General features: G+C 65.5%; 23 protein-coding genes. 8 read left to right on the plus strand and 15 right to left on the minus strand.

The genetic code is table 11. The features are described from left to right. Positions 1-427, plus strand: a 427-nt coding sequence (locus BLR75_RS06405) for an electron transfer flavoprotein subunit alpha/FixB family protein (protein ID WP_217633585.1), incomplete at its 5' end; no start/stop codon positions are given. A 211-nt stretch (positions 428-638) separates the two neighbouring features. Here the strand turns inward: BLR75_RS06405 and BLR75_RS06410 are convergent. Then, positions 639-1,655: an AraC family transcriptional regulator gene (locus BLR75_RS06410; protein ID WP_084314276.1), complete on the minus strand. Its 1,017-nt coding sequence runs from the start codon at positions 1,653-1,655 to the stop codon at positions 639-641. A 164-nt stretch (positions 1,656-1,819) separates the two neighbouring features. Between BLR75_RS06410 and BLR75_RS06415 the strand changes: the two genes are divergently transcribed. The 4 genes from BLR75_RS06415 to BLR75_RS06430 all read left to right on the plus strand — a co-directional run bounded on the left by BLR75_RS06415 (position 1,820) and on the right by BLR75_RS06430 (position 6,389). Further along, the gene (locus BLR75_RS06415) at positions 1,820-3,592 is read left to right on the plus strand and encodes an acyl-CoA dehydrogenase C-terminal domain-containing protein (RefSeq protein WP_084314277.1); all 1,773 of its coding nucleotides are present in this window, start codon (positions 1,820-1,822) and stop codon (positions 3,590-3,592) included. A gap of 688 nt (positions 3,593-4,280) precedes the next feature. Continuing rightward, a complete protein-coding gene (locus BLR75_RS06420; RefSeq protein ID WP_139206998.1) occupies positions 4,281-4,724 on the plus strand; it encodes a hypothetical protein in 444 nt (147 codons plus the stop codon). A gap of 13 nt (positions 4,725-4,737) precedes the next feature. Next, entirely contained in the window at positions 4,738-5,793 is a 1,056-nt protein-coding gene (locus tag BLR75_RS06425) for an alpha/beta fold hydrolase (RefSeq protein ID WP_084314279.1), read from the plus strand. Beyond that, positions 5,790-6,389: a GNAT family N-acetyltransferase gene (locus BLR75_RS06430; RefSeq protein WP_084314280.1), complete on the plus strand. Its 600-nt coding sequence runs from the start codon at positions 5,790-5,792 to the stop codon at positions 6,387-6,389. Before BLR75_RS06425 ends, BLR75_RS06430 begins: the two co-directional genes overlap by 4 nt. Here BLR75_RS06430 and BLR75_RS06435 read toward each other — a convergent pair. The 10 genes from BLR75_RS06435 to BLR75_RS06480 form a co-directional block, all read right to left on the minus strand. Then, positions 6,386-7,414: a DNA-binding protein gene (locus BLR75_RS06435; protein WP_084314281.1), complete on the minus strand. Its 1,029-nt coding sequence runs from the start codon at positions 7,412-7,414 to the stop codon at positions 6,386-6,388. The genes BLR75_RS06430 and BLR75_RS06435 overlap by 4 nt on opposite strands. Positions 7,415-7,562: 148 nt before the next feature. Continuing rightward, entirely contained in the window at positions 7,563-8,840 is a 1,278-nt protein-coding gene (locus BLR75_RS06440) for an OprD family porin (protein WP_084314282.1), read from the minus strand. A 269-nt stretch (positions 8,841-9,109) separates the two neighbouring features. Continuing rightward, a complete protein-coding gene (locus BLR75_RS06445; protein ID WP_084314283.1) occupies positions 9,110-10,453 on the minus strand; it encodes an MFS transporter in 1,344 nt (447 codons plus the stop codon). Positions 10,454-10,509: 56 nt separating this feature from the next. After that, positions 10,510-11,154 carry a 3-isopropylmalate dehydratase small subunit gene (gene leuD, locus BLR75_RS06450; RefSeq protein WP_084314284.1) on the minus strand — a complete coding sequence of 215 codons (645 nt, stop codon included), beginning with the start codon at positions 11,152-11,154 and terminating at the stop codon, positions 10,510-10,512. Then, entirely contained in the window at positions 11,154-12,560 is a 1,407-nt protein-coding gene (gene leuC, locus BLR75_RS06455; protein WP_090416018.1) for a 3-isopropylmalate dehydratase large subunit, read from the minus strand. Before leuC ends, leuD begins: the two co-directional genes overlap by 1 nt. Then, on the minus strand, positions 12,557-13,552 hold the full coding sequence (locus tag BLR75_RS06460) for a hydroxymethylglutaryl-CoA lyase (protein ID WP_084314286.1): 996 nt from the start codon (positions 13,550-13,552) through the stop codon (positions 12,557-12,559). Before BLR75_RS06460 ends, leuC begins: the two co-directional genes overlap by 4 nt. Before the next feature lie 10 nt (positions 13,553-13,562). Continuing rightward, complete coding sequence (locus tag BLR75_RS06465; RefSeq protein WP_084314287.1) at positions 13,563-14,795, minus strand: CaiB/BaiF CoA transferase family protein; 1,233 nt, start codon at positions 14,793-14,795, stop codon at positions 13,563-13,565. Beyond that, complete coding sequence (locus tag BLR75_RS06470; protein ID WP_084314288.1) at positions 14,792-15,649, minus strand: fumarylacetoacetate hydrolase family protein; 858 nt, start codon at positions 15,647-15,649, stop codon at positions 14,792-14,794. Before BLR75_RS06470 ends, BLR75_RS06465 begins: the two co-directional genes overlap by 4 nt. A 24-nt stretch (positions 15,650-15,673) precedes the next feature. Then, on the minus strand, positions 15,674-16,744 hold the full coding sequence (locus tag BLR75_RS06475) for a cupin domain-containing protein (RefSeq protein ID WP_084314289.1): 1,071 nt from the start codon (positions 16,742-16,744) through the stop codon (positions 15,674-15,676). Between the two features lie 43 nt (positions 16,745-16,787). Next, entirely contained in the window at positions 16,788-17,981 is a 1,194-nt protein-coding gene (locus BLR75_RS06480) for an FAD-dependent monooxygenase (protein ID WP_084314290.1), read from the minus strand. A gap of 120 nt (positions 17,982-18,101) precedes the next feature. Between BLR75_RS06480 and BLR75_RS06485 the strand changes: the two genes are divergently transcribed. Beyond that, positions 18,102-19,037, plus strand: a complete 936-nt coding sequence (locus tag BLR75_RS06485) for a LysR family transcriptional regulator (protein WP_169720284.1) — start codon at positions 18,102-18,104, stop codon at positions 19,035-19,037. Between the two features lie 88 nt (positions 19,038-19,125). Here the strand turns inward: BLR75_RS06485 and BLR75_RS06490 are convergent, their stop codons facing one another. Together BLR75_RS06490 and BLR75_RS06495 are read right to left on the minus strand one after the other, a co-directional pair. Beyond that, positions 19,126-19,998 carry a patatin-like phospholipase family protein gene (locus tag BLR75_RS06490; RefSeq protein WP_084314292.1) on the minus strand — a complete coding sequence of 291 codons (873 nt, stop codon included), beginning with the start codon at positions 19,996-19,998 and terminating at the stop codon, positions 19,126-19,128. A gap of 40 nt (positions 19,999-20,038) precedes the next feature. Next, on the minus strand, positions 20,039-21,550 hold the full coding sequence (locus BLR75_RS06495; RefSeq protein WP_084314293.1) for an FAD-dependent oxidoreductase: 1,512 nt from the start codon (positions 21,548-21,550) through the stop codon (positions 20,039-20,041). Between the two features lie 414 nt (positions 21,551-21,964). On the opposite strand from BLR75_RS06495, the gene BLR75_RS06500 reads away from it, so the two are divergent. After that, positions 21,965-22,825, plus strand: coding sequence for a LysR family transcriptional regulator (locus tag BLR75_RS06500; RefSeq protein ID WP_084314294.1), 861 nt, complete (start codon positions 21,965-21,967; stop codon positions 22,823-22,825). 49 nt (positions 22,826-22,874) lie between these two features. Here BLR75_RS06500 and BLR75_RS06505 read toward each other — a convergent pair whose 3' ends face one another. Together BLR75_RS06505 and BLR75_RS06510 are read right to left on the minus strand one after the other, a co-directional pair. Beyond that, complete coding sequence (locus tag BLR75_RS06505; protein ID WP_084314295.1) at positions 22,875-23,240, minus strand: cupin domain-containing protein; 366 nt, start codon at positions 23,238-23,240, stop codon at positions 22,875-22,877. Between the two features lie 36 nt (positions 23,241-23,276). Then, a complete protein-coding gene (locus BLR75_RS06510; RefSeq protein ID WP_084314296.1) occupies positions 23,277-24,575 on the minus strand; it encodes an NAD(P)/FAD-dependent oxidoreductase in 1,299 nt (432 codons plus the stop codon). 264 nt (positions 24,576-24,839) lie between these two features. Between BLR75_RS06510 and hpaR the strand changes: the two genes are divergently transcribed. Continuing rightward, positions 24,840-25,262, plus strand: coding sequence for a homoprotocatechuate degradation operon regulator HpaR (hpaR, locus tag BLR75_RS06515; protein ID WP_084314297.1), 423 nt, complete (start codon positions 24,840-24,842; stop codon positions 25,260-25,262). Positions 25,263-25,401 lie beyond the last annotated feature (139 nt).

The following is a 25,401-nucleotide window of genomic DNA, read 5'->3' on the forward strand; positions in this document are numbered from 1 at the left end:
CACCGTCAGCGACGCCGGCAAGTCCGCCTTCGTCGGCGAAGAGCTGGCCAAGTCCGACCGTCCGGAACTGACCGCCGCCAAGATCGTGGTTTCCGGTGGCCGCGGCATGCAGAACGGCGACAACTTCAAGCTGCTGTACTCCCTGGCGGACAAGCTCGGTGCCGCTGTCGGTGCGTCCCGCGCCGCGGTCGACGCCGGCTTCGTGCCGAACGACATGCAGGTCGGCCAGACCGGCAAGATCGTCGCGCCGCAGCTGTACATCGCCGTGGGCATCTCCGGTGCCATCCAGCACCTGGCCGGCATGAAGGACTCGAAAGTCATCGTCGCGATCAACAAGGACGAAGAGGCTCCGATCTTCCAGGTTGCCGATTACGGCCTGGTTGGCGATCTGTTCCAGATCATTCCGGAGCTGGAAGCGGCCATCTGAGGCTGAATCCGCTGAAGAAGAAACCCGCCATCCGGCGGGTTTCTTCGTTTTCGGGCGGTTCATCGTTGCACGCGGGGCTTTTTGTAGGAGCGCACCCGGGCGCGACCGGTCGCGGGCATGGCCCGCTCCTACAATCGTCAAACCCGGCCTCGACCTGTAGGAGCGAGCTTGCTCGCGAACAAGATGCGCTGAGATGCCGGGACAGTTGCTCCTACGGTTCTGCTGACCTCTGCAGGCGCTGGCGGAAGTGCCCCGGGCTTTCCCCGGTCCACTGGCGGAAGGCGCGGTGGAAGGCGCTGGCTTCCTGGAAGCCGGCGCGGTTGGCGATCTCGCCGATGCTCAGGCAGTCGTCGCGCAGGTGTTCGAAGGCGATGGCGCGGCGCGCCTCGTGCTTGAGTTCCTGGAAGCTGAAGCCTTCGCGCTCCAGCTGGCGGCGGAACGCGGTGGCGGTCATGCCCTGTTCCTGCGCCAGCGCCGTCTGCGTCGGCCACTCGGGGTCGTCGTGGTGGCGCAGGCGGCGGTAGACCTCGGCGGCAAGACCCTGGTTGCGGAAGCGGATCACCAGCCATTGCGGCGAGGTGCGCAGGAAGTGCTTGAGGGCCGGCAGGTCCTGCACCACCGGCAGGCACAGGTAGCTGGCGTCGAAGCTGACCTCGGTGCAGGGCGCATCGAATTCCGGCAGCGGGCCCCAGAGCAGCGGCTCGGCGCCATGCGGCGGGCGGGGATGGCCGAAGCGCGTGTGGTTCAGCGGGATGCGCCGTCCGGCCAGCCAGCAGAGCACGCCGAGGATGATGCTGAGGAAGATTTCCTCGGCGCTGCTGCGGATCGCCGGATCGTCCAGCCGGGTCTGCAGGCTGATCGCTGCCCGTCCGCCGCGGATTTCCAGGCTGCCGCGAATGTCGCGGAGGAACAGCCCGAGGCCCTTGAGAAGCTGCTGCAGCGCCTTGCCGAGGGTCGGTTCCTGGATCAGCCCGCGGCAGATCAGGGCGAAGGCGCCGCTGGGCAGGCCGTGGGAGTCGAAGCCGAAGAATTCGTCGCCGAGCTCGTCCACCATCGCCAGCCAGAAGCGTGTGACGGCGCTGGCCGGCAGGCGCCTGTCGGCATGCTCGATCTGCGCCGGATCGATGCCCGAGCGTTCGAGCACGGCGTGCATCCGCACGGGGTCGTCGCGCAGGTTATGCAAGGCCGCCTGAACGAAGTACGCCGCTACCGAATCGCTTTCCCGCATTGGCTTTCCCGCCCGGACCGATGAGGCTGTCGATGATAGTGCATCCGTCTGTCATACCAGCAGTGGCGAAAATTGCCGCCCGGCGGCGCGCAGTTTGGGCATAGGTCATGCCGCCCGGAATGCCTAGACTTGCACAAGGTTCGAACAGATTCGAGGAAGTGGAAATGCCGACCTTCAATGCACCCCTGCGCGACATGCGCTTCGTCCTCCATGAGGTCTTCCAGGCTCCGTCCATCTGGGCGCGTCTGCCGAAGCTGGCGGAGACCGTCGATGCCGATACCGCCGACGCCATCCTGGAAGAGGCGGCCAAGGTCACCGGCGAACTGCTCGCACCGCTCAACCGCAGCGGCGACGAGGAGGGCGTGCAGTGGCGCGAGGGCGTGGTGACCACCCCGGCCGGCTTCCCCGAGGCCTGGCGCACCTATGCCGAGGGCGGCTGGGTCGGCCTGTCCGGCAATCCCGAGTTCGGCGGCATGGGCATGCCGAAGATGCTCGGCGTGCAGTTCGAGGAAATGCTCTACGCCGCCAACAACAGCTTCACCCTGTATTCGGCCCTGACCTCCGGCGCCTGCCTGGCCCTCGACGCGCATGCCAGCGAGGAGCTGAAGAACCAGTACCTGCCGAACATGTACGCAGGCACCTGGGCCGGCTCCATGTGCCTGACCGAGCCGCACGCCGGCACCGACCTCGGCATCATCCGCACCCGCGCCGAGCCGCAGGCGGACGGCAGCTACCGCATCAGCGGCACCAAGATCTTCATCACCGGCGGCGAGCAGGACCTGAGCGAGAACATCATCCACCTGGTGCTGGCCAAGCTGCCCGACGCACCGGCCGGTCCCAAGGGCATCTCGCTGTTCCTGGTGCCGAAGCTGATGGTCAATGCCGACGGTTCGCTGGGCGAAAGGAACGCCGTTTCCTGCGGCTCCATCGAACACAAGATGGGCATCAAGGCCTCGGCCACCTGCGTGATGAACTTCGACGGCGCCACCGGCTACCTGGTCGGCGAGCTCAACAAGGGCCTGGCGGCGATGTTCACCATGATGAACTACGAGCGCCTGTCCATCGGCATCCAGGGCATCGGCTGCGCCGAGGCCTCCTACCAGAACGCCGTGGCCTACGCCCGCGAGCGTGTGCAGAGCCGCGCACCGACCGGTCCGCTGAACAGGGACAAGGTCGCCGACCCGATCATCGTCCATCCCGACGTGCGCCGCATGCTGCTGACCATGCGGGCGCTCACCGAGGGCGGCCGCGCCTTCGCCTGCTACGTCGGCCAGCAGCTGGACCTCGCGAAGTTCACCGACGATGCCGAGGAGCGCAAGCATGCCGAGGCAATGGTGGCCCTGCTGACGCCGGTGGCGAAGGCCTTCTTCACCGACAACGGCCTGGAAAGCTGCGTGCATGGCCAGCAGGTGTTCGGCGGCCACGGCTACATCCGCGAGTGGGGCCAGGAGCAGCTGGTGCGCGACGTGCGCATCGCGCAGATCTACGAAGGCACCAACGGCATCCAGGCGCTGGACCTGGTCGGCCGCAAGCTGGTCGCCGACGGCGGCGCTGCGCTGCGCCAGTTCTGCGCGGAAGCCCGCCACTTCGCCCAGAAGCACGAGCACGCCTACGGCAGCGACCTGCTGGTGGCGCTGGAGCGCCTGGAAGCGGTGAGCGGCTGGCTGCTGCAGCAGGCCAAGGCCAACCCCAACGAGATCGGCGCCGCTTCGGTGGAGTACCTGCACCTGTTCGGCTACACCGCCTACGCCTACATGTGGGCGCGCATGGCCGCCACCGCAGAGGCGCGGCGTAGCGAGGACGAAGCGTTCTATGGCGCCAAGCTGGCGACCGCGGAGTTCTTCTTCCGCCGCCTGCTGCCGCGCACGCTGGGTCTGGAAGCGAGCATTCGCGCAGGCAGCGAGCCGCTGTTCGAGCTGGCTGCGGAACAGTTCTGATCCAAGGTTGAGTGTTGATGCGCGGCAGGGTGTTTTCCGCCGCGCATTTTTTTGCCGCTTCGAAGTGCCGCCATGTTCCCGCCCTGGAACGATGGAGACGCACAGTCCCGCTTTTCGCAGAAGCCAGCCTGCTGGCGATCGCAGACTTTCCGGCAGCCCCGGGGCCGGTCGGCGCCTAGGATCGCCAGCAAGCTGGCTCCTACAAGTTCGGAATGGGACGATCGTTCAGAGTATTCCCAGGTTCATCCTATCTAGGTAGGCAACTGGCTGACGCCAGTTGGTACTCTCGCTCCGTTTTCGACCATGCAGTCCGCCGCCGACGTGCAATGTGTCGAAGACAAACTGGCCCTGCCGAAACCCGCCCGCGTCCTGCCCGTATCCCGCAACCAATGGGGAAGGCCGCCTGGCAGTAAGGTTTCAGGCGACCGTTCGTCGATTGCCGAGGCCCGCGCAGGGTCTGCCTACCCGAGCAGGGTAGGACGGACGTCCATTAGACGAAAGTATTCTTGATATTCAGTCTCGACTTCATACAGGCAGTTCCGTCGAGCCTGAAGTGTCGTCTGGCGCGATAACGGCGCCCCGCCCATTCCCCGTCGACGACCCGCCGCAGGGATGGCGGAAATCCAGAAGATTGCGTGCATCGCTTCCGAGCGAATCAACCGTGTGAGAAACACACAAGGAGATAATTGTGCCATTGTCGTTTATTCCCGATCCCCTGAAGATCTGCCGCGCGGCGCTGAACAAATTCGAGACCGGGGTCAATGCCATCGCTGCGGAGCAGCTGGATTCGAAGCACGTCGCCCGGGCCCTGAACCGGATTTCCAGGGTGTCCCTGAGTCTCCAGAATGTCTCCGAAAGGTCGCTGGAGTGCCTCTACAAGCGTCTGCGCGTACCGAGCCGTGGTGAAGTGATCGAGCTGGCCTCCGCGCTGCAGCGGGTCGAGGACAAGATCGACCAACTGACTCCCCAGCCCGCTTCCGTGGCCGTGCCGCGCCCGGCGCGTACCCGTCGTCCGCCGGTGGAAACCGTAGCGGAGCCGAAACCGGCCCGCACTGCCAAGGCGGCCGGCAAGCCCAAGGTCGAGGGTGCCGAAGCGGCGCCCACGGCGATGAGCGAAGCAGTCGCTCCGTGAGTTCGAGGGAAACATGAGCTCCATCGCCGATCGCCTGCACACCGAGGTCAGCCAACTGGTGCAACGCAGCCTCAAGGGCATCGATTACCTCACCACGCCCGACCCCAAGGTCGGCGTGACGCCAAGGACGCTGCTGCATCGCCGCGGCACCCTGGCGCTGTATCACTACCACCCGGTGGTGGACGAGATCTATCGGGTGCCGTTGCTGTTCGTCATCCCGACCACCAACAACGCGTCGATCTTCGATCTCGCCAGGGGGCAGAGCCTGTTCGAGTTCCTCCTCGCGCGCGGCTACGACGTCTACGTGATGGACTGGAACACGCCGACCCGCGAAGAGAACAAGCTGCGCTTCGAGAACTACGTGCTCGACTTCATCCCGGACTGCATTCGCCGGGTGCAGGAACATGCCGGCGTGGATGAGATTTCGCTGGTGGGCTACTGCATGGGCGGGGTGCTCTCGAGCATGTACGCGGCGCTGCATGCCGATGGCCCGCTGAAGAACCTGGTGTGCTTCACCACGCCGATCGACTGGCGGCACATGTTCTTCGGCAAGCTGGCCGACAAGGAATTCTTCAACGTCGACCGCATGCTGGACGCCGACGGCCTGGTGCCCACCTCGACCGTCCAGCGCGCGATAGAGATGCATCGTCCGGCGACCCGCCTGGTGGGGCAGATCCGCCTGTGGGACAACATGTGGAACGACGACTTCGTCAAGGCCTACCGCCTGATGGTCGCCATGGGCCAGGAAACCGTCCCGCTGGCCGGCGAGTACTACCGCCAGACCGTCTCCGAGCTGGCGTGGAAGAACGGCCTGTACGAAGGCACCCTGCGCATCGGCGACCGGCAGGTGCAACTGCAGAACATCAAGGTGCCGCTGCTGCACGTGGTCGCGCAGTACGACTCGATGGTCAATGCGGAGTGCTCCAGGCCGCTGGTGGAAGGCGTCGGCTCGACGGACAAGGAAGAACTGGTGCTGCCGGGCGGACATCTCAGCCTGGTGGCGGGGCCTGCCGCGATCCGGCGGATGTGGCCGAAACTCGATCAATGGCTGGGGAAACGCTCCGTATGAACAAGCCTGTAATGCGCAAGTATCCGCGCCGCATGCCTTTCGGCGAGGCCACGGTCGAAGTGCGCCTGATGACCGCCGCCGACGGCCCGGCCTTCAGCGAATTCGTCAAGACGCTGCCGACCCACGACCTGCTGTTCGCCCGCCGCGACGTCAGCCATCCCAAGGTGATCGCCGCCTGGATGGAAGCGGTGGAGCGGGGCGGGATCAACAGCCTGGTCGCCTACTGCGGCGACGAGTTCCTCGGCTGCGCCGCGATCATCGTCGACGAGCTGTCCTGGTCGAGCCATGTCGGCGAGCTGCGGGTTCTCGTCGCGCCGACGTGGCGCGGTCGCGGTCTCGGCCGCTGGCTGATCCAGGAAAGCTTCGCGGTCGCCCTCGGCCTCGAACTGGAAAAGCTCACCGTGTTGATGACGGTGGACCAGCGCTCGGCGATCACCGCCTTCGAGGAACTGGGCTTCCGCGCCGAAGCCGTGCTGGGCAAGCACGTCAAGGACCGCGACGGCCAGACCTACGACATCGTGGTGCTCAGCCATGACGTCACCGCGGTGCAGTCGCTGATGGAAATCTTCGGACTTCCGGAGACCCTGGGCAGCTAACCGCGCGCTGCGGGCGGGCTGGAGTCTTCCGGTCCGCCCGTTTCCCTGCGTTCCGCCGCGGCCAGCGCCTTGCGCAGCAGTTCCTGCCGTGCCGTCGATTGCTGCAATTCCTCCTGCAGTTCCGCCAGCTGTTGCAGCCGTTCTTCCGCGAGCTGTTGCAGGCGATCCCGTTCGGCCTGCAGATGCCGGCTGCGTTCCTCGGCTACCGCCCGCGCGCCGCTGGCCTCGGCCAGGGAATTGCGCGATTCCTCCAGGGCCAGCGCCTGCCGCTCCAGCTGGCCGGCCTGGGTGCGCTGTTCCTTCTGCAACTGGCGCATCTCGCCGAGCAGGCGTTCGTTGTCGCGGTGCAGGCGGGTCAGTTCGTCCTGCTTGAGCACCAGCGTCTGCTGCAGCTGGCGCATTTCCACCCGCAACTGCTGCACCTGGCCTTCGTGGCGGCGCAGTTCCTGCTCGCGCTGTTCCTTGCTGGCCTGCCGGTAGTGCTCCAGCGCGTCGCGGGCGTGGAGGTGCTTTTCTTCCAGCGAACGCACCTGCTCGTCGCGATCGGCCAGGCGCACCTGCAGGTCCGTGGCGGCCTGCCGCTGCCGCGCCAGCTCGACTTCCACCTGCTGCAGGCTGTCCTGCGTCCGCTGCAGCTCCTCGCACGACGCCTCCAGTTGGCCGCCAAGGCCGGCTTTCTCCGCTTCCAGCGCCTGGATGCGCGCCTGCGCCTGTTCCAGCTGGGTGTGGAAGTCGAGCCGCACTCGCGCCAGCCTTTCCCGCTCCTCGGCCACCGAGGCTTCGGCTTCTTCGGCGAGCCGGTCCGCCAGTTGGCCGACCAGGGTGCCCAGCTCATCGCTGAGGGTAGGCGGGGCGGCCGCGCTGGCTTCGCTCTCCAGTTCCTTCAGGTAGCGGTGGATGGTGCTTTTCGAGCCGGTATTGCCCAGTTCCACCCGCACCGCATCGATGCTCGGATGTTCGCCCCGGGCGAGCAGGGCCTGCCGGGCCTTCTGCACCACCACCTTGTTGATACCGCCGCGTGCCATGGTCTCTCCGCTGATTACGTACCGTGGTACATGATAAGCGGCATGCTGCCCCGCGAATATCTGGCCGGGGGTTGGACAGGAACTGCTGGCCGCCCCTGGGCGGTCGGCAGGGCACTGCCCGCGCCGATGCGGGCAGCGCCTGCAAGGCTCACCAGAGCTTTATGGTGTAGTCGATGTTGATGCGGGTCTCGTTGTCGCTGCGGAAGGTTGCGGCTGCGCCCTGCTGGTTCCGGTAGAAGGCTTCCCGGACTCGAAACGCCAGGTTCTTCGCCGGGCCGGACTGGATGACATACGACAGTTCGAAGTCCTTGGACGACTCCGTCATGTCCCTGCCGCCCAGCGCGGGCAGGTCGATGCTGTCGCCGTGCAGGTAGCGCGCCATGAAGGTCAGCCCTGGAATCCCCGCCGCCGCGAAGTCGAAGTCGTATCTCAGGGCCCAGGTGCGCTCCTTGGGGTTCACGAAGTCCGCGCTCAGCGTTCCGTCGCTCAGCACCGCTGGCTCGCCTCCGCCGAGATAGGGGAAGGCGGTATCGCCGAACTGACGCATGTGGCCGATCCCGAAGCTGTGGCCCTCCTGGATGTAGCTGAACATGCCGCCGACGTTCAGGTTGTCGACCTTCCCCGCCTTGGCCTGGCCGTCATCCCGGCTGTTGAAGATGCGGATGTCGGACTTGAGCTTGCCGTTGCCCAGCGGCCATGTGTGGATCAGCCCGAAGAAGTCCTGGCTGTAGATATCCTCCAGTTGCGCATGGAACAGCCGCAGGGTCAGGTTGTCGGCCCAGCGATAGTCCCCACCGTAGAAGTCGAAGCGCTCCGATGTCGCCCCGGCCCTGAAGCGGCCATTGGGGGACGCCAGGAAGATCGGCTGATAGTCGGTGGAATCCCGCAGGTTGGTCCTGTCCATGCGCCCGGCGTGCAGGGTGAAGCGCTGCAGATCCTCGGACACCAGATGGGCGCCGCGGAATGACTGTGGCAGAAGACGCGCCGGGCTTGCCGTTATCACCGGCAACATCGGGAACTGGGTACCGACCGACAGCGTGGTCCTGGAGATCTTCGTCTTCAGCGCCAGGCCCAGTTCGGAGTACTCGTCCCTGGCCTCGCGCGTCACCGGGTTGAAGGCCAGCAGCTGGGTCCCCGTTCGATCGGGAGACGAATCGAGCTTGATGCCCAGCAGCCCCGTGGCATCCAGGCCAAAGCCGACGGTCCCCTCGGTGAAACCCGAGTTGGCCCTGAGAATGAAGCCTTGCGCCCATTCCCTGGCGGCGGAGTAGGGTGTTTCACCCTTGTAGTCCCGATCCAGATAGAAGTTGCGCGCCGTGAGCGTGACGCTGCCATCTTCGATGAAGTCTGCCGTTGCACTTTCCGACAGCAAAGCCGCGAGCAACCCCAGGCTGTACAGCCTGCAGCGGGAAAAACGATTATTCATGTTTCATCACCTTGTTGTTTTTATGGATGAACTTTCAGTAGGCGAGATTGAGAATTGGCCGAATACCATCTTCATGGCCATGCATAAGAATTTTTAATCGCGCTCGCTGGAGCATCCATTGTTCAAATCACTCGCAACCTCACCGGGTGAAGTTGCAAGTGCGGGACAATGAATGACACTCCGCATTACTCGAAAAAAACGATGTAACGCGAGCGCGGTATAAAAATGTCTCTATATGAGCGGATATGAGTTGCGAATATCTGGCATGGCTAGCATGTCGTCTTCGCTACGCTATTACCTCGCTTGACGAGCGTATAGGCGATCAGGTTGATGGGCAGCGCTGCCAGCAGGAAGGGAACTGCAAACAGGTAATACAGTTTTTGCGCCTCCCAGCCGTCGTCGATCAGTATGCCGACCAGTACCGGCGCGACCATTGCACCCAGGCGTCCCATGCCGACGGCCCAGCCCACTCCCGTCGCCCGGGCTTTGGGAGAGTAGAGAAGCGGCGTCAATGCGTAGAGCCCTCCCACGCAGGCCGAAATGGTCGCGCCCAGGATGATCGCCAGCGGCATGGCGAACTGCAGTTCCGACGCATTCGCGCCGAAAGTAGCCAGCAACGCGGCGCTGATGACCAGGAACCATGTGAGCAGGGGCCTCAGTTTGATACGGCCGGAAACCAGGCTGAACAGCGTACAGCCGATAAGTCCGCCCACGTTCAGCAGCACGCCCCCCGTTACGCCCTGGGTCGCGGACATGCCGGCCTGCACCAGGAGCTTGGGCGTCCAGCTCATCACGAAATAGAACCCGGCCATGACGAAGATGAACGCAATCCAGATGAGCAGGGTGCGCAGAACCATGACGGACGACGGTACCGACGTCCCGGCCATCGGCGCATATGAAACCTGTCCAATGCCATCCGGGTCCGGCAGTTGCTCGACGGTTTCCCTTTTCATGCGCCGCAGTATTGCGTTCACCCGGGAAAGCGCTCCCCTGGGGCGCTTCGCGATCAGGAAATCCAGCGACTCCTGGAATCCGTAGAAGGCGAGTGGAATGACCAATAGTGTGCTGATGCCGCCGAGGAGAAAGGCGCTTCTCCAACTGTAATACGCCAGCAGTACGCCGGTTATCGCACCGCCAATGGTCGCGCCGAGCGTATAGCCGGTCGATAGCATCGTGACCGCACCGGTTCTCCATTTATCCGAAGCGTATTCCGCGGCGATGACCGATATGCTCGCCAGCATGCCGCCAATTCCCAGGCCCGTGACTATGCGGAGACATACAAGCTGGTTGTATGTCTGGGCGAATGCGGACGCCAGCATGCCTATCGCGATTACGAAAAGACAGATCAGCACCAGCGGTCGCCGGCCGATACGGTCGGCGAAGGGCGCGATGAAAAGTCCTCCCGCCGCCATGCCAAGCAGACCCGAACTGAGCAATGTTCCAAGTTGCTGGCCGTTGAGTTGCCAGTCCGCCGCCAGATGAGGTGCGGCAAATGCAACTACCAGAACATCGAAACCGTCCAGCATGTTCAAGGCAATGCAGACGATTAATACCATTTTCTGAAACGAGCTCATCGGGCTCGTATTTATGGCTGCTCTAAAATCCTGGCTCATTGTTGTTCTCCCAGTATTATGGCTCGCGTTATATTTATTTATCTTCAGGCACGCTTTCAGGGCGATTCGAAAATCCAGGGTTCGAGTGCACGCCGCGACTCCTCGTAACGACGGATGTCGGCGTCCCGCTCAAGGGTCAGGGCGATGTCGTCGAGGCCGCCAAGCAGGCAGTGCTTGCGGAACGGATCGATGCTGAAGTCGATGATCCGGCCGTCCGGAGCGGTAATGCTCTGGGCGGCGAGATCGATGCCGAGCCGGTAGTTCGGGCTGGCTGCGACTTCCTCGAACAGCCATTGCACCTGCGGCTCCGGCAGGACGATGGGCAGCATGCCGTTCTTCAAGCAGTTGCCGTGGAAGATATCGGCGAAGCTCGGCGCAATCAGCACCCGTATGCCGTAGTCGCGCAGCGCCCAGGGGGCGTGCTCGCGGCTCGAGCCGCAGCCGAAGTTGGCGCGGGTCAGCAGGATCGACGCCCCCTGGTAACGCGCTTCGTTCAACACGAAATCCGCGTTTCGTGGCCGCAGGGCGCAGTCCTGCCCCGGCTCCCCGCGATCGAGATAACGCCACTCGTCGAACAGGTTGTCGCCAAAGCCGGTGCGCCGGATCGATTTCATGAACTGCTTGGGGATGATCGCGTCGGTATCGACGTTGGCCCGGTCGAGCGGTACGACGAGGCCGTCCAGCGTCGTGAAGGGCTGCATCAGCGTGACTCCAGGGGATAGGTGAAATGGCCGGCAATGGCCGTTGCCGCCGCCATTGCCGGGCTGACCAGGTGACTGCGGCCGCCCGCGCCCTGCCGTCCTTCGAAGTTGCGGTTCGACGTCGAGGCGCAACGCTCGCCTGGCAGGAGCCGGTCCTCGTTCATGCCGAGGCACATGGAGCAGCCGGGCTCCCGCCACTCGAACCCCGCATCGATGAACACACGGTCGAGCCCTTCGGCCTCGGCCTGCGCCTTCACCAGCCCCGAGCCCGGGACAGCCAGGGCCAGCTTGATCGTCGGGGCGATATGCCGGCCCCTGAGCACGGCGGCCGCGGCGCGCAGGTCCTCGATGCGCGCGTTGGTGCACGAGCCTATGAAGATCTTGTCGGGGCGGATCGCCTCGATGGCGGTGCCCGGCTGCAGCCCCATGTATGCCAGCGCGGCCTGCATGCCGGCACGTTTCACGAGGTCGGGTTCGAGCGCGGGGTCGGGAACCTGCCCGTCGATGGGCTGGACCATTTCCGGAGAGGTACCCCAGCTGACCATGGGCTTCACGGTGGTCGCATCGATCTCGATCGTCCTGTCGAAATGCGCGTCCTCGTCGCTGACCAGGGTGCGCCAGTAGGCGACGGCCTGGTCCCATCGTTCGCCGCGCGGAGCGAAGGGCCGGCCCTCGATGTAGTCGATGGTCTTCTGGTCGACGCCAATCAGGCCGACCCGCGCACCCGCCTCGATGGCCATGTTGCACAAGGTCATCCGGCCTTCCATCGACAACGCCCTGACGGTGCTCCCGCCGAACTCGATGGCGCAGCCCGTGCCGCCGGATGTGCCGATCCGGCCGATGATGTGCAGGATCAGGTCCTTTGCCGTCACCCCCGGTGGCAACTCACCCTCGATGCGCACCAGCATCGGCGTCATCCGGCTCACGGACAGGCACTGGGTGGCCAGCACGTGCTCGACCTCCGAGGTGCCGACACCGAATGCCAGCGCCCCGAACGCACCGTGCGTACTCGTATGCGAGTCGCCCGCGACCACCGTCATGCCGGGCAGCGTGGCGCCTTGCTCCGGACCGACCACATGAATGATCCCCTGGCGCCGGTCCGCCAGGCCGAACTCGGTGATGCCGAATTCCTCGCAGTTGCGGCTCAGCTGTTCCACCTGGATGCGCGATAGCGGGTCGGCGATCCCCTCGGCGCGGGTGGTCGTCGGCACGTTGTGGTCCGCGGTGGCGAGCACCGTCCGCGCATGGCGAGGCGTGCGCCCGCTGAGCCGCAGGCCTTCGAACGCCTGCGGGCTGGTCACCTCGTAGACCAGGTGACGATCGACATACAGCAAAGTGGGCCCGTCTGCCGCTTCATGCACGACATGCCGTCGCCAGAGTTTCTCGACCAGAGTCGTTCCCATCATGCGTTCCTCGTAGAAGCAGGCTCGAGCGTGGCGCCGCAGGGGCCGGTTACGCCCGCTTGTGCGCCCAGGCTTTCGGGCACCGGGTAGCGGCGCGTCCACGGACCGGCCTTGGCCACCTGCCCGGGCACATCGTGACCGACGAGCTCCGGCAGGCCCCGGGCGAGCACGAGCAGCGCGTCGAGATCGACGCCCGTGTCGTAGCCCATCGCCTCGAACATGTGCACCAGGTCCTCGGTGCAGACATTGCCGCTGGCACCCGGCGCGAACGGGCAGCCGCCGAGTCCGCCGAGCGAGGCGTCGAAGCGATCGACCCCGGCTTCCAGCGCGGCCAGCGCGTTTGCCAGGCCCATCGAGCGGGTGTCGTGGAAATGGGCGGTGAGCGTCAGCCCGGGCCAGGCGGTCCTGACTGCGTGGCACAAGCGCCTGACCTGCGCGGGGTTGGCCATGCCGGTGGTGTCGCACAGGGTGACGCGCTGTATGCCGATCTGCGCCAGGCGCTCCAGCAACCCGAGCACCACGGCATCGGCAATCGCGCCTTCGAAGGGGCAGCCAAAGGCCGTCGACAGCGACACGTTGACCTGCGCGCGGCCAGCGGCGATCGCGACGATATCGGCGAACTGGGCCAACGACTGCTCCGGCGTCATGCGCAGGTTCGCCAGGTTGTGCGTGCCGCTGGCAGACATCACCAGGTTCAATTCATCGACGTCGCAGGCAAGGGCGCGCTCCGCGCCCCGCACATTGGGCACCAGGGCCGCGTACTGCACGCCGGGGACGCGTTCGATCCGGCGCATCACCTCTTCGGCATCGGCGAGCGCCGGTATGGCCCTGGGCGATGTGAATGAGGTCACCTCGATCTTGGCGAGGCCCGTGCGGCTCAGCGCATCGATCAGTTCGACTTTCCGATCGGTAGGCACGAACCGGGGTTCGATCTGGAAGCCGTCGCGTACCGACACTTCCTGGATGTACAAACGCTGCCGTTCGACAGTTTTCATCGACACCTCCCTAGACCACGCCATCGGCGCGCAGACGGGCGAACTCGTCGGCGCCGATGCCCAGCGATTCCAGGACTTCCTGCGTATGCGCGCCGAGCGCGGGGCCGACCCATTTCGTGCGTCCCGGGGTGGCGCTCAGCTTCGGCACGATGCCTGGCAGGTCGATGGGCTCGCCGTCCGGCAGGGTGTCGCGCTGGATCATGCCGCGCGCCTGGTAATGCGGGTCGGCGGCGATGTCGGCGGCGGTATAGACGCGTCCGCCGGGGACTTCGGCGGCTTCGAGAATGCGCAGCACCTCCGTCAGGGGGCGCTGCGCGGTCCAGTCGGAGATCGCCTGGTCGAGCCTGTCGTTGTGCCTGACGCGGCCATCGTTGTGGGCCAGCTCGGGGGCTTCGCCGAGGTCGTCGCGGCCGATCGCATGCATCAGTCGCTTGAAGATGGCGTCGCCATTTCCGGCGATCACCACATAGTCGCCGTCGCCGCACGGATAGGTATTCGACGGCGAGATTCCCGGCAGGCTGGCGCCGGAGCGCTCGCGCACGAAGCCGAATTCGGCGTACTCGGGAACCAGGCTTTCCATCACCGCGAACACCGATTCGTACAGCGCGACGTCGATGAACTGCCCCTTGCCGCCAGGGCTTTTCAGGTGATGCATCGCCACCAGCGCACCGATGGTGCCGTACAGCGATGCCAGCGTGTCGCCCAGGCTCACGCCGACCCGCACCGGCGGCCGGTCGGCGAACCCGGTGACGTGGCGCAGCCCGCCCATGCATTCGGCGATCGCGGCGAATCCCGGGCGCTCCCTGTAAGGGCCCGACTGCCCGTAGCCGGAAATGCGCACCATGATCAGTTTCGGGTTCAGCGCCGAGAGCTGCTCCCAGCCGAGTCCCCACTTCTCCAGCGTGCCGGGACGGAAGTTCTCGATGACGATGTCGACCTGCGTCGCAAGCCTGCGCACGATGTCACGCGCCTGCTCACGCTTGAGGTCCAGCGTGACCGACTTCTTGTTGCGGCTCTGCACGTACCACCACAGCGAAGTGTCCTTGTGCAGCTTGCGCCACTTGCGCAGCGGGTCGCCGTCCTTCGGCGGCTCGACCTTGATGACTTCCGCGCCGAACTGGGCCAGCAGCGCGCTGGCATAGGGCCCGGCGATCAGCGAGCCGAGTTCGAGCACCCTGATGCCGGCGAGAGGCAGCGCCTCGGCCGTGGGTTCGCTGGCCTGCGAGGTCGGCTTGCCGCTCATGGCTGCGCCATCCGCATGGTCAGCTCGCCCAGGCCGCTCACGCGGGCGTGCATCACGTCCCCGGGCTGCACCGGGCCGACACCCGCCGGCGTGCCGGTCATGATGATGTCGCCCGGCTGCAGGGTGTACATCGCCGAGGCGTATTCGATCAGGCGCTGGACGTTGAAGATGAGGTACTGCGTATTGGACTTCTGGCGCACTTCGCCATTGACCGAGAGTTCGAAATCGAGATTGTTCGGGTCCGCGATCTCGTCGGCGCTGGTGATCCATGGGCCGATGACCGCGAAGGTATCGGCCGACTTGCGGAACCCCGGGAATTCCGGGCCGCGCACCGTCATGTCGAGCGCGACGCAGTAGCCGAACACGTACTCCAGCGCGCGCTCGCGCGGCACCCGCCTGGCCTTCCTGCCGATGATCACGCCCAGCTCGATCTCGTGGTCGGTACGGCGCTCCGGGAAGGGGATTTCGACAGTGCCGTCCGGCCCGGTCAGCGCGGTGGTGGCCTTCAGGAACAGGCCGTACTGGTCGAGCGTGGTGAAGGTCTTGCCATGGGCGATCTGCTGGTCGGCGTTGGCCTCGTCGATGTGATCGCGGTAGTTGATCGGCGCACCGATGATCTTGCCCGGGTTCGCCACCGGCGCCCGCAGCGTCACCGCCGACAGGGGGAGGGTGGCGGCGCGGGCGAGATAGGGCTCGATCTGGTCCCGGACGCGGGGGAAGTTGCCGATGATCCAGTCGTAGGACGGATACGGCCAGCCCGGTTCGCCGAGCGATGCGAACAGCGGGGTGATGTCGTGGACCATATCGTCGCGGACGATGCCGATACGGTTGTCGTTGAAGCGGCAGATTTTCATGGCTTGTTCCTGTATCAGTTGGGGTCAGCCGCGCTTTTCGCGGTAGAGGCCGAGCTTTTCGAAGACGGGTCGATCGGAGTAGGCGAACAGCACGGAGTCTTCGCTCGCCCCGGCGCTCATGCGCCAGCGGCTCCAGCCGGGCACCGCGAACACGTCGTTGGCGGCGATATCGAAGCGGCCGGCGCCCTCGATCTCGACCGAAGTGGCGCCTTCGACGCCGACCAGCACGGTGCCTTCCACAGACTGGAAGAACTCGGTGGTGTAGCCGCGCGGGATGAGGCGCATCGAGGCGGCGATCGTCGGCATCGCCCAGCTGCCGGTCAGCGGATTGGCGTAGCGAACGTTGACGCCGTGGCAGGAATCGATGTCCGAATGACGCGCGAGCCGATCGAGGACTTCCCGCGTCCGCGCATACGGATAATTGAAGATCGGGGAACTCGCTCCCGCATGCGTGCTCTCCAGCGGCAGCAGCGCGTCGGAGTAGCGCAGCAGAACCTGGTCGGATTCGCCGCGGCGAGGAAACTGCGTGGCAGCCCCGTACTCTTCGCGGAATCCGGCGCGCAGGAAGCTCACGAGCGGCAGGTCCAGCCCGTCGAGCCACATGACCGGGCCGTCGCCGTCATTGCCGTGGTCGTGCCAGGTCCACGCAGGCGTCACGATGAAGTCGCCCCGATGCATCTCGGTGCGAATGCCATCGACGGACGTATAGCCGCCGACGCCTTCGAGCACGAAACGCAGTGCGGACTGGGTATGGCGATGCGCGCGGGCGATTTCGCCAGGCAGAATCAGCTGCAGGCCCGCATACATCGTGTCGGTGGCATAGGGCAGCCCGTCCATGCCGGGGTTGCCCAGCATCAGCACGCGCCGCTCCGCCTCTTCGGCGCTGACGACGCTGCCCGACTCGATCAGCCGCTCGCGCATCTGCGCCCACTGCCAGTTATGCGGCCTGGATTTCGCGCGGGGCTCGGTCGGAACCAGCCCTTTCAGGACGTCCCACAAGGGGGCGACGTTGAGTGCCGCCAGTCGTTCGCGATAGGCGATGCCGTTTTCGGGCGCAGGGCTATCCTGCACAGCGACTTTCGTGTGTGTGCTCATGATGTGTTCCTTGTTCTTGAAATCGCCTGGCTACAGGCGGCGGTCAGGCTTGAACGAGGGAAGGGTCGCCCTTCCAGATCCACTCGAGGCAGTCGTAGTAGTCGTCCTCGCCACGCTCCTTCAATCCGGCGTCGCGCACTTCGCGGGCGATGCCTTCGGCGTGATAGAACTCCCACAGCTCGCGCGAGCCGAGCTGGATGCGTGCGCTGCGCACGAGGCGGCGGCGTGGATACTCGCGGAAGGCGCGTTCGTAGTCGTAGTCCATGCCGTGCAGCAGGTCCGCCAGGCAGACGGCGTCCTCGATCGCCATGCCGGCGCCCTGCGCCAGCGACTGGAGCGTCGGATGCACGGCGTCGCCCAGCAGGGCCACGCGTCCGCGCGTCCATTGCCGGATCGGGTCGCGGTCGGCCAGCACCCAGCGGCGTTCCAGGTCCATCATCGACAGGAGTTTCTTCAGCGCAGGGTGAGCCTCGGCGTACACGTGGCGGACGTCCTCCTCGTGCGTGACCCGCAGGTCGCCGTGGCCGGGAGCCGGGTCCTTGAACACGGCGACGATGTTGAAGATGCTGCGGTTGCGAAGCGGGTAGTGCACCACGTGATAACCCGGCCCGGCCCATAGCACGACGTCGTGCTGATGCGGCAGGTCGGCGGGAACATCCTTCATGTCGATGATGGTCCGGTGCGCGACATAGCCCACCGCCCGGGCCGGCGCTTCGCCGGCGACATGACTGCGGATCCTGCTGTTGAGGCCATCGGCACCGATCAGCGCGGCACCATCGAAACGGCGCCCGTCCGCGCAGGTGACGCACACGCCGTCGCGGCCACGGTCTTCGAACTGCACCGCGGTGGCGTTGACCGTCAGTTCTATGCCCGGCGTGCGGCGGCAGGCTTCCAGCAGGATGTTATGGATGTCGGCCCGGTGGATCACGATGTAGGGGTTATCGAACCGGCGGTGGAATTTCTCCGACTTCAGAGGCACCTGCGCCAGGGTCTGGCCGCTTTCCGCATCCGGCATGACCAGGGAGAGCGGAAAGTCCGCGGCGGCCTTGACCGTCTCCGAAATCCCCAGCCGGTCGAATGCCTTGAACACATTCGGCCCGAGTTGGATGCCATAGCCGATGGGGGATATCTGCGGCGCCTGCTCCAGGATGTGTACCCGGCGCCCCTTCTGGCCGAGTGCCAGGGCAAGGCTCAGGCCACCCAGACCACCACCCACCACGATGATGGGAAGATCCATATTTGCCTCCTTGTTTTTATGTGAAAGGGGCTCAGCGCAGTGCCATGTCCCGTTGACGCGATGGTCGATTTCTTAGGAATATTCGTCAATCAGCGAGACCGAATAGTGGAAATTCGAAATATGAATTTTGGTAGGCTGGACCTGAACCTGCTGGTGGTGTTCGACGCGATGATGCAGTACCGCAACGTGACGATTGCGGGGCGTGAACTGGGGCTGAGCCAGCCGGCGATGAGCCACGCCTTGCTGAAGATGCGCAAGGCGTTCGATGACCCGCTGTTCGTACGCGTCAAGTCGGGCATGCAGCCGACCCCGAAAGCCCTGGCCATGGTCGAGACGGTGAGCGACGTCCTGCGACGCATCCAGGCCGACCTGCTCAGCCCGGCGGTGTTCGACCCCGAGAGTTCGAATCGGGAATTCCGCATCGCGATGAGCGACGTTGGCGAAAGTTTCTTCACGGCGTTCCTGATCCGCGCCCTGCGCAGCCACGGGCAACATCTGCGGCTCCAGGTGTTCTCGCCGACACCCTCGGTCCTGGCGCAGCAACTGGAGTCGGGCGATGTCGATCTCGCCATCGGCAACTATCCGGACCTGAAAGGCGCCGACTTCTACCAGCAGGGGCTGTTCACCAGTCGCTTCGTCGCCATCGCCGCAAAGGACAATCCGCACCTGCAAGGCGAGTTGACGATGGACAAGTTCCTCGCCGCTTCACACATCGATGTGACGACGCCGGGACGGACGCAGGAAATCATCCTGCGCTACATGGAGAAAGAGAAAATCGTCCGGAAGGTGCCCCTTCAGGTTTCGAGATTCCTGAGCCTGCTCGAGATCGTCCCGCAGTCGGATCTCATCGCCATCGTGCCCCTGGAGGCCGGCGAGCTGTTCCGCGGCACCGGAGGCGTCACCGTGCATGCGCTGCCGTTCGAGTCTCCGACATTCCGGCTTCGCCAGCATTGGCACAAGCGCTTCCATGATGACGCTGCCGTTCGCTGGTTGAGGGCCCTGGTGTACGAACTGTTCAAGGAAACCAGCGTTTCGCGGAAGTCGATCCGCCCATGAGTTCGTCGAAGGTTGCAGGCTGTTAGCCCCATCGTCGATTTTTCGCGCTTGCATCCCACGAATCCGCTTCTCGATCCGGTTGAGTGATTCAGCCCTTGCGATGGTGATGCGGCGCCAGGACCCAGGCGGGATCCCTGTTCTGCATGCCGCCCTCCAGCCAGTGTTCGGTGGCGCTCGCCGCCCGGCGGATGAGTTCGGCGGTGTGCGAGAAGTCGTAGGAGTTGACGGCCAGCGGGCACAGCGGCGGCACCACCAGCAATTCGCAGCGTCCGGCGAAGCGCTCGACATCCGCCACCAGCTGGCGCATGGCGAGCAGGTTGAGCGCATGCAGCGCATTGGCCAGCGCGCCCCGCGGCGGTGTGCGCAGGACGCACGGCGTTCCGGTCGGCAGGATCAGCACCCGGGCGGCGCCGAGGGCGACCGCCGCGGAGATCGGGGTGTTGCTGGCGATGCCGCCGTCCATCAGCGGCCGGTCGGCGATGGTGACCGCCGGAAATACCGCCGGGATGGCCGTGCTGGCGAGCAGCGCCGAGATGGCTTCGCCTGCTGACAGGATGACTTCCGTGCCATCCAGCACGTCCGTGGCGACGACGTGGCAGGGGACTGCCGCATCCTCCAGGCGCCGGTAGGGGAGTTGCGACTCGATGAGTGCGCGCAGGCGCTGGGGGAGCACCAGGTGGTCGCGCCGGCCGAGCAGTCCCAGGAGCGTGCCGAGCGCCGAGAACGGGAAGATGTCCGGGCGGCGCAAGGCCAGCCAGATCCGCTCGAGGTGGGCGACGCCGTCTGCGTCGGGAGAGGCGGCGAAGCAGGCGCCGTTGATCGCTCCCACCGAGGCGCCGACGATCAGGTCGGGCGTGATCTGCGCCCGGGTCAGCGTCTTGAGCATGCCGACCTGTACCGCGCCGAGACTGCCGCCGCCGGCCAGCACGAAGGCCGTTTTCCGTGTTCCGGCCTGATTCATGTGAGCAGCCCCGGACTGATCTTCCGCCGCACGGGCGCGCTCACCCCTGCAGGTTCGCCTCGATGGCCAGGTTCTCCAGATCGCGCCCGACCGAGGCTGCCGCGAGGAGTGCTCCGCCGCGGAAGTAGCGGGCCGTGAAGTCCTTCTTCGCCAGCGTGCCGTCGATGCGGACCTCGTCCCAGCCGTGGGCGTAACCGGTGTAGCGAATATCCAGGCCGTAGTGGTGCGTCCAGAAAAACGGTACATCGGTGAACGCCTTCCCGGCGCCCAGCATGTTGGCGGCCGCCGCCTGGCCCTGGCGCTGGGCATGGACCCAGTGCTCGACGCGGATCAGCTCCGCGCCGTATGGATAGCGGGCGACATCGCCGGCGGCGAAGTGGCCGGCAACCGAGGTCTGCAGGTGGGCGTCGACGAGGATGCCGTCCTGCACTTTCATTCCTGCCCTGGCCGCAAGTTCCATGCGCGGTGCGACGCCGGCGCCGACGATCAGCAGGTCCGCGGCAATTCCGCTGCCGTCGTCCAGCGTGAGTGTCTTGCCATCGAAGCCCCTGGCTCCCGAGCGAAGGTGGAACTGCACTCCCTGTTCCCGGTGCAGGCCGGTGATGAAGCCGCCCACTTCCCGACCCAGCACAGGCTCCAGCGGCACCTCCTCGGGCGCCACCACATGCACCTGGAGCCCGCGCGCCCGCAACGCGGCCGCCGCCTCCATGCCGATGAAGCCGGCGCCGATCAGGGCCACCGAGGTCGCGCCCTGGCTCGCCGCGACGATCGCCCGGGCGTCGGCCAGCGAGCGCAGCATGAACACGTTGGGCAGGTCGAACCCGGGGATGGGCAGCCGCCGCGGTTCCGCACCGGTGGCGATGAGCAGGACGTCATAGGCCAGCCGTTCGCCCGATGCGGTCTGCACTTCCCGTGCGCCGGTATCGATCGCGCTGACCTCGCAGCCGAGGCGCAGGTCGATCTGCCGATTGGCATAGAACTTCGGGCCACGCAGTGGAATCCAGTCTTCCGGTGCGGTGCCGGCCAGGTAGTCCTTGGACAGGTTGGGCCGGTCATAGGGCGCCGATGCATCGGCGCTGAGCATCGTCAGCGCGCCGGAATAGCCCAGTTCGCGCAGCCGCTCGGCCGCCGCGAACCCCGCGGCGCCGCCACCCAGGATCAGGATCCGCTCGGGCTGGCTGGGGAGGGCAGCCGGCCGCGACGGCTGGGCGCCGGTTTCCGCGCCGCGCACGAATACCGTGTCGCCGACGACCTCCACACGCCAGGTCGCCAGCGCCGCGAAGGCGGGAGCGCGCAGGGCGGCGCCCGTTCGCAGGCTGAAACAGGCGTGGTGCCAGGGGCAGCGAATCTCGTCATCGACCACCAGGCCTTCGGCCAGTGGCGCACCGTAGTGGGTGCACAGACCGCTGACCGCATGGAGGCCATCGTCCATTCGCACCAGCAGGACCGGCTCGCCTTCGACGTGGCCGGCGAGTACGCCAGTGGCCGGCACGCTGGACAGGGGCACGCCCCTGGTCAGATCGGAACCGGCGGGAGTATCGGAGTGAGCCATGACGTGACTCCTTTGATGGGGAAGATCCGCCCGGGTGGCACCGTCCTGCACAGCGCGCGACCGGACGGCGCCAGACCCGGAATGGTCGCCGCGGGGCACGCGGCGTATCCGGGTTTCGACCCTTCCCGTGCGCTCAGCCAGCCATCACCGCAACGACGATCAATACGCCAACGAGCAGCAGGAAACCCATCAGCAGAATCGCGATGCTGCGCAGGGATTGTCGATCTTCTGAGCCTAGCAAATGCATCTTGATCACCTCGGCAGAAGCCCTTTGCGGATGTCATCTCCGACGCTACGCCGCCCGGATGCATTTGAATAACGATAAAAATTGGCCGTAAATATCGGTGATATCGAATCCATTTCGGCGAATGCCGGCACTGCCACGCCTGATCACGAGCGAGGGGATTGCAGCCCATGGATACCGAACTTGCCCGGACCTTTCTCACCGTCATCGCGGCGGGAAACTTCCGCAATGCCGCCTCGCGGCTGTTCGTCACGCAATCGACCGTCAGCGCCAGGATCGCCGCACTGGAGGAACAGCTCGGTTGCAGCCTGTTCGTGCGCAACAAGGCCGGCACGACCCTCACCCCGGCCGGCAGGTCCTTCCATCCCTTCGCCACCACGCTGGTGCGCACGGTGGAACGTGCCCGCCAGGACATCGGCGTGGCCCTGGGCTTCCGGGCGTCGGTGACCATCGGCGGACGTTTCGGGCTCTGGGACGATCTGCTGTTCGCCTGCCTGCCGCGCATCCGCAGGGCGGTGCCTGATATCGCCATTCGCGCCGAGATGGCCTTCGAGGATGAACTCATCCAGGGGCTGGTGGAGGGGCGCACTAACATCGGCGTGATGTACACACCCCAGAGCCGGCCGGGGCTGGTGGTCGAACCGCTGCTGGAAGAACAGCTGGTGTATGTGTCCACCAGCGCCGACGCCCGCAGCCCGCCCGGTGAAGACTATGTGTACATCGACTGGGGGCCGGAGTTCGCCAGCAGGCACAGTGCCGCCTTTCCCGATTTTCTCGGCGCCGGACTGAGCGCCAATATCGGCTGGCTGGGCCTAACCCACATCCTGGCTTACGGCGGCGCCGGGTATTTCCCTCTGCGCCTGGTCAGGCAGGCGCTGGACGCAGGGCAGCTGCATCGGCATCCCGATGCGCCGGACTTCCGGCTGCCGGCCTATCTGGTGTATCCGGCCGATCCGCAGCCCGAAACGCTGGGCGTCGTGCTGCAGATCCTGCGTGAGGTCACCGCGGAGATTCTGCGCCAGCATGCATGACATGCCGTATTGCGTGAGCCAGCCCCGGCGCGGGGGCTGGCTATGGCGATCAGGCGACCGCGTAGTAGTGCTTGACGAAGCTGTCGCTGAGCACTTCCCAGAGCACCGGGGTGCCCTTGGTGACGAACCAGCTGTCGCCGGCCTTGTAGCGGGTGGTCTGGCCGGTGGATTCGTCGGTCAGCAGCAGTTCGCCGCTGACCACGGTGGCCTGCTCGCTGAACGGGTAGGTCATGCGGAACTTGCCCCTGGTGGTGCCGAAGTAGGCCGAGCTGACCGGGTCGGTCGGTGCGCCGAAGGTCATCTTGCCGAAGCACTTCAGTTCGCCTTCGAGGATCTCCGAGCCCAGGTCGGCCACGGTGCCCCAGGCGTCCAGTTCGTCGAGGTTGGTGCCGTTCTTGATGTTGATGAGTGCCATGTGGGTGTCTCCTGACAGGGGAATGAAAATGTCGAATCAGCGGCGGCCGCTCCAGTAGCCGGAAACCTGGTGCCAGGTCTTGCCGGCGCTGAGCAGCAGCGGGCGGAACTGGTCCTTGCCATGGACCGGGATGCGCCGCACCGAGCTGATCAGGTCGTAGCGCGCGGAGCCTTCGCTCATGCCCTCGGCCAGCACCTTGCAGATGATGTGGCTGGGGGTGACGCCGAAGCCGGAGTAGCCCTGCACGAAGAAGGCGTTCGGCCGGCCCGGCAGGGTGCCGATCTGCGGGAACAGGTTGGGGCTGCAGGCCATCGGCCCGCCCCAGGCGAGGTCGATCTTCACGTTGTCGAGGTACGGGAAGATCTTCAGCATCAGCTTGCGGTTCCAGGCCTTGAGGTCGCCGGGGATGCGCTCGATGAAGGGCGTGGCGGCGCCGAACAGCAGGCGGTTCTCGTTGGTCACGCGGTAGTAGTCGATGACCGGGCGGATGTCGCTGTAGGCGCCGCGAATCGGGCTGATCCGCTGGATCAGTTCATCCGGCAGCGGCTCGGTCATCATCTGGAAGGCGTAGGTGTTGATGGTGGTGCGGTGCAGCTCGGGCTCCAGCTTGTCGAGGAAGCTGTCGCAGGCCCACAGCAGCTTGCTGGCCTTCACCGAACCCTTGGCGGTGCGCACGGTGATGCGTTCGCCGTACTGCACTTCCAGCGCCGGGCTGTATTCGAAGATCTTCACGCCGTGGCTGGCCAGCGCCCTGGCCTCGCCGAGCAGCAGGTTCAGCGAATGCACGTGGCCGCCGCCCATGTGCAGCAGGGCGCCGCCGTAGGCATCGGAGCCGATGATCTGGCGCACTTCGGAACCGTCCAGGTAACGGATCTCGTGCCTGGAGTTGAGCGACTTGAACTCGCGCTCCCAGGCGCGCAGGGTCTTCGCCTGGCGGGCGTTGAAGCCCATGTAGCCGTATCCGTGGCAGAAGTCGGCGTCGATGCCGTACTTCTCGATGCGGCCCTTGATGATGTCGGCGCCCATGTCGCTGATCTCGAAGATCGCGCGCAGGCCGTCCTCGCCAACGTCCTTCCTGATCTTCTCCAGGTCGTGGCCGATGCCGGCCATGATCTGCCCGCCGTTGCGCCCGGTGCCGCCGAAGCCCAGGTGGCGCGCTTCCAGCACGACGATGTTGGCGATGCCTTTCTCGGCCAGCTCCAGCGCGGTGTTGATGCCGGAGAAGCCACCGCCGATCACGACGACGTCGGCCTCCAGATCGGCTTCCAGCGACGGGAAGCCGAGGTCGTACTTCTTGGTGACGGTGTAGTAGGTGGGCGTCTCGATGTTGATCATGACTGCGGCCTGAAGCGGTGATTGGGGGGCTGGAAGCTCCAGCGGTATGGCGCTATTAGGCGGCCGGGCGATGGCTGCTGTCTTGACCCTGACTGCCCGCATTCTTGACTCATGCTGACAGCCAGTGCCGGGGTATTCGCTGACCGGCGCTGCACTGCGGCACGCTGGTGCAAACGAATGGCAGGCTCGCACATGCATTTTTTCCGGGCCGAGGATTGAATGCGGAAAAGATTCCGGAACTCATGAATTGCGTGCCCGTCCCAGATGCCTACCCGCCGTATCTCCCTGACCCTTTCCCTGCTGCAGGCCCGCGAAGCGGCCATGCGCTTCTTCCGCCCCCAGCTCAACCTGCACGGCCTGACCGAACAGCAATGGCGGGTGATCTGCCTGCTGCGCCAGCACGGCGAACTGGAAAGCCACCAGCTGGCCCACCTGGCCTGCATCCTCAGGCCGAGCATGAGCGGCGTGCTGGCCCGCCTGGAGCGCGACGGCATGGTGCGCCGGCGCAAGCTGGCGGAGGACCAGCGGCGGGTGATGGTCAGCCTGGCGGAGAAGGGCGAGGCGTGCTTCCAGTCGATGAGCGTGGAGATGGAGCGCAACTATCGGCGCATCCAGGAGCAGCTTGGCGAGGAAAAGCTGACGACGCTGATCGAACTGCTGGGGGAGGTGAAGGGGTTGAGGCCCTGAACCGGGCCATCGCGGCCGGTGGATCGATGGTACGGTCCATGCCGGTCCTGTAGGAGCCAGCTTGCTGGCGATCCGAGGTATCGGCCGGCACCGCTGTGTACAGAGGAGACATTTGATCGCCAGCAAGCTGGCTCCTACA

Source organism: Pseudomonas jinjuensis (assembly GCF_900103845.1).
Taxonomy (GTDB): domain Bacteria; phylum Pseudomonadota; class Gammaproteobacteria; order Pseudomonadales; family Pseudomonadaceae; genus Pseudomonas; species Pseudomonas jinjuensis.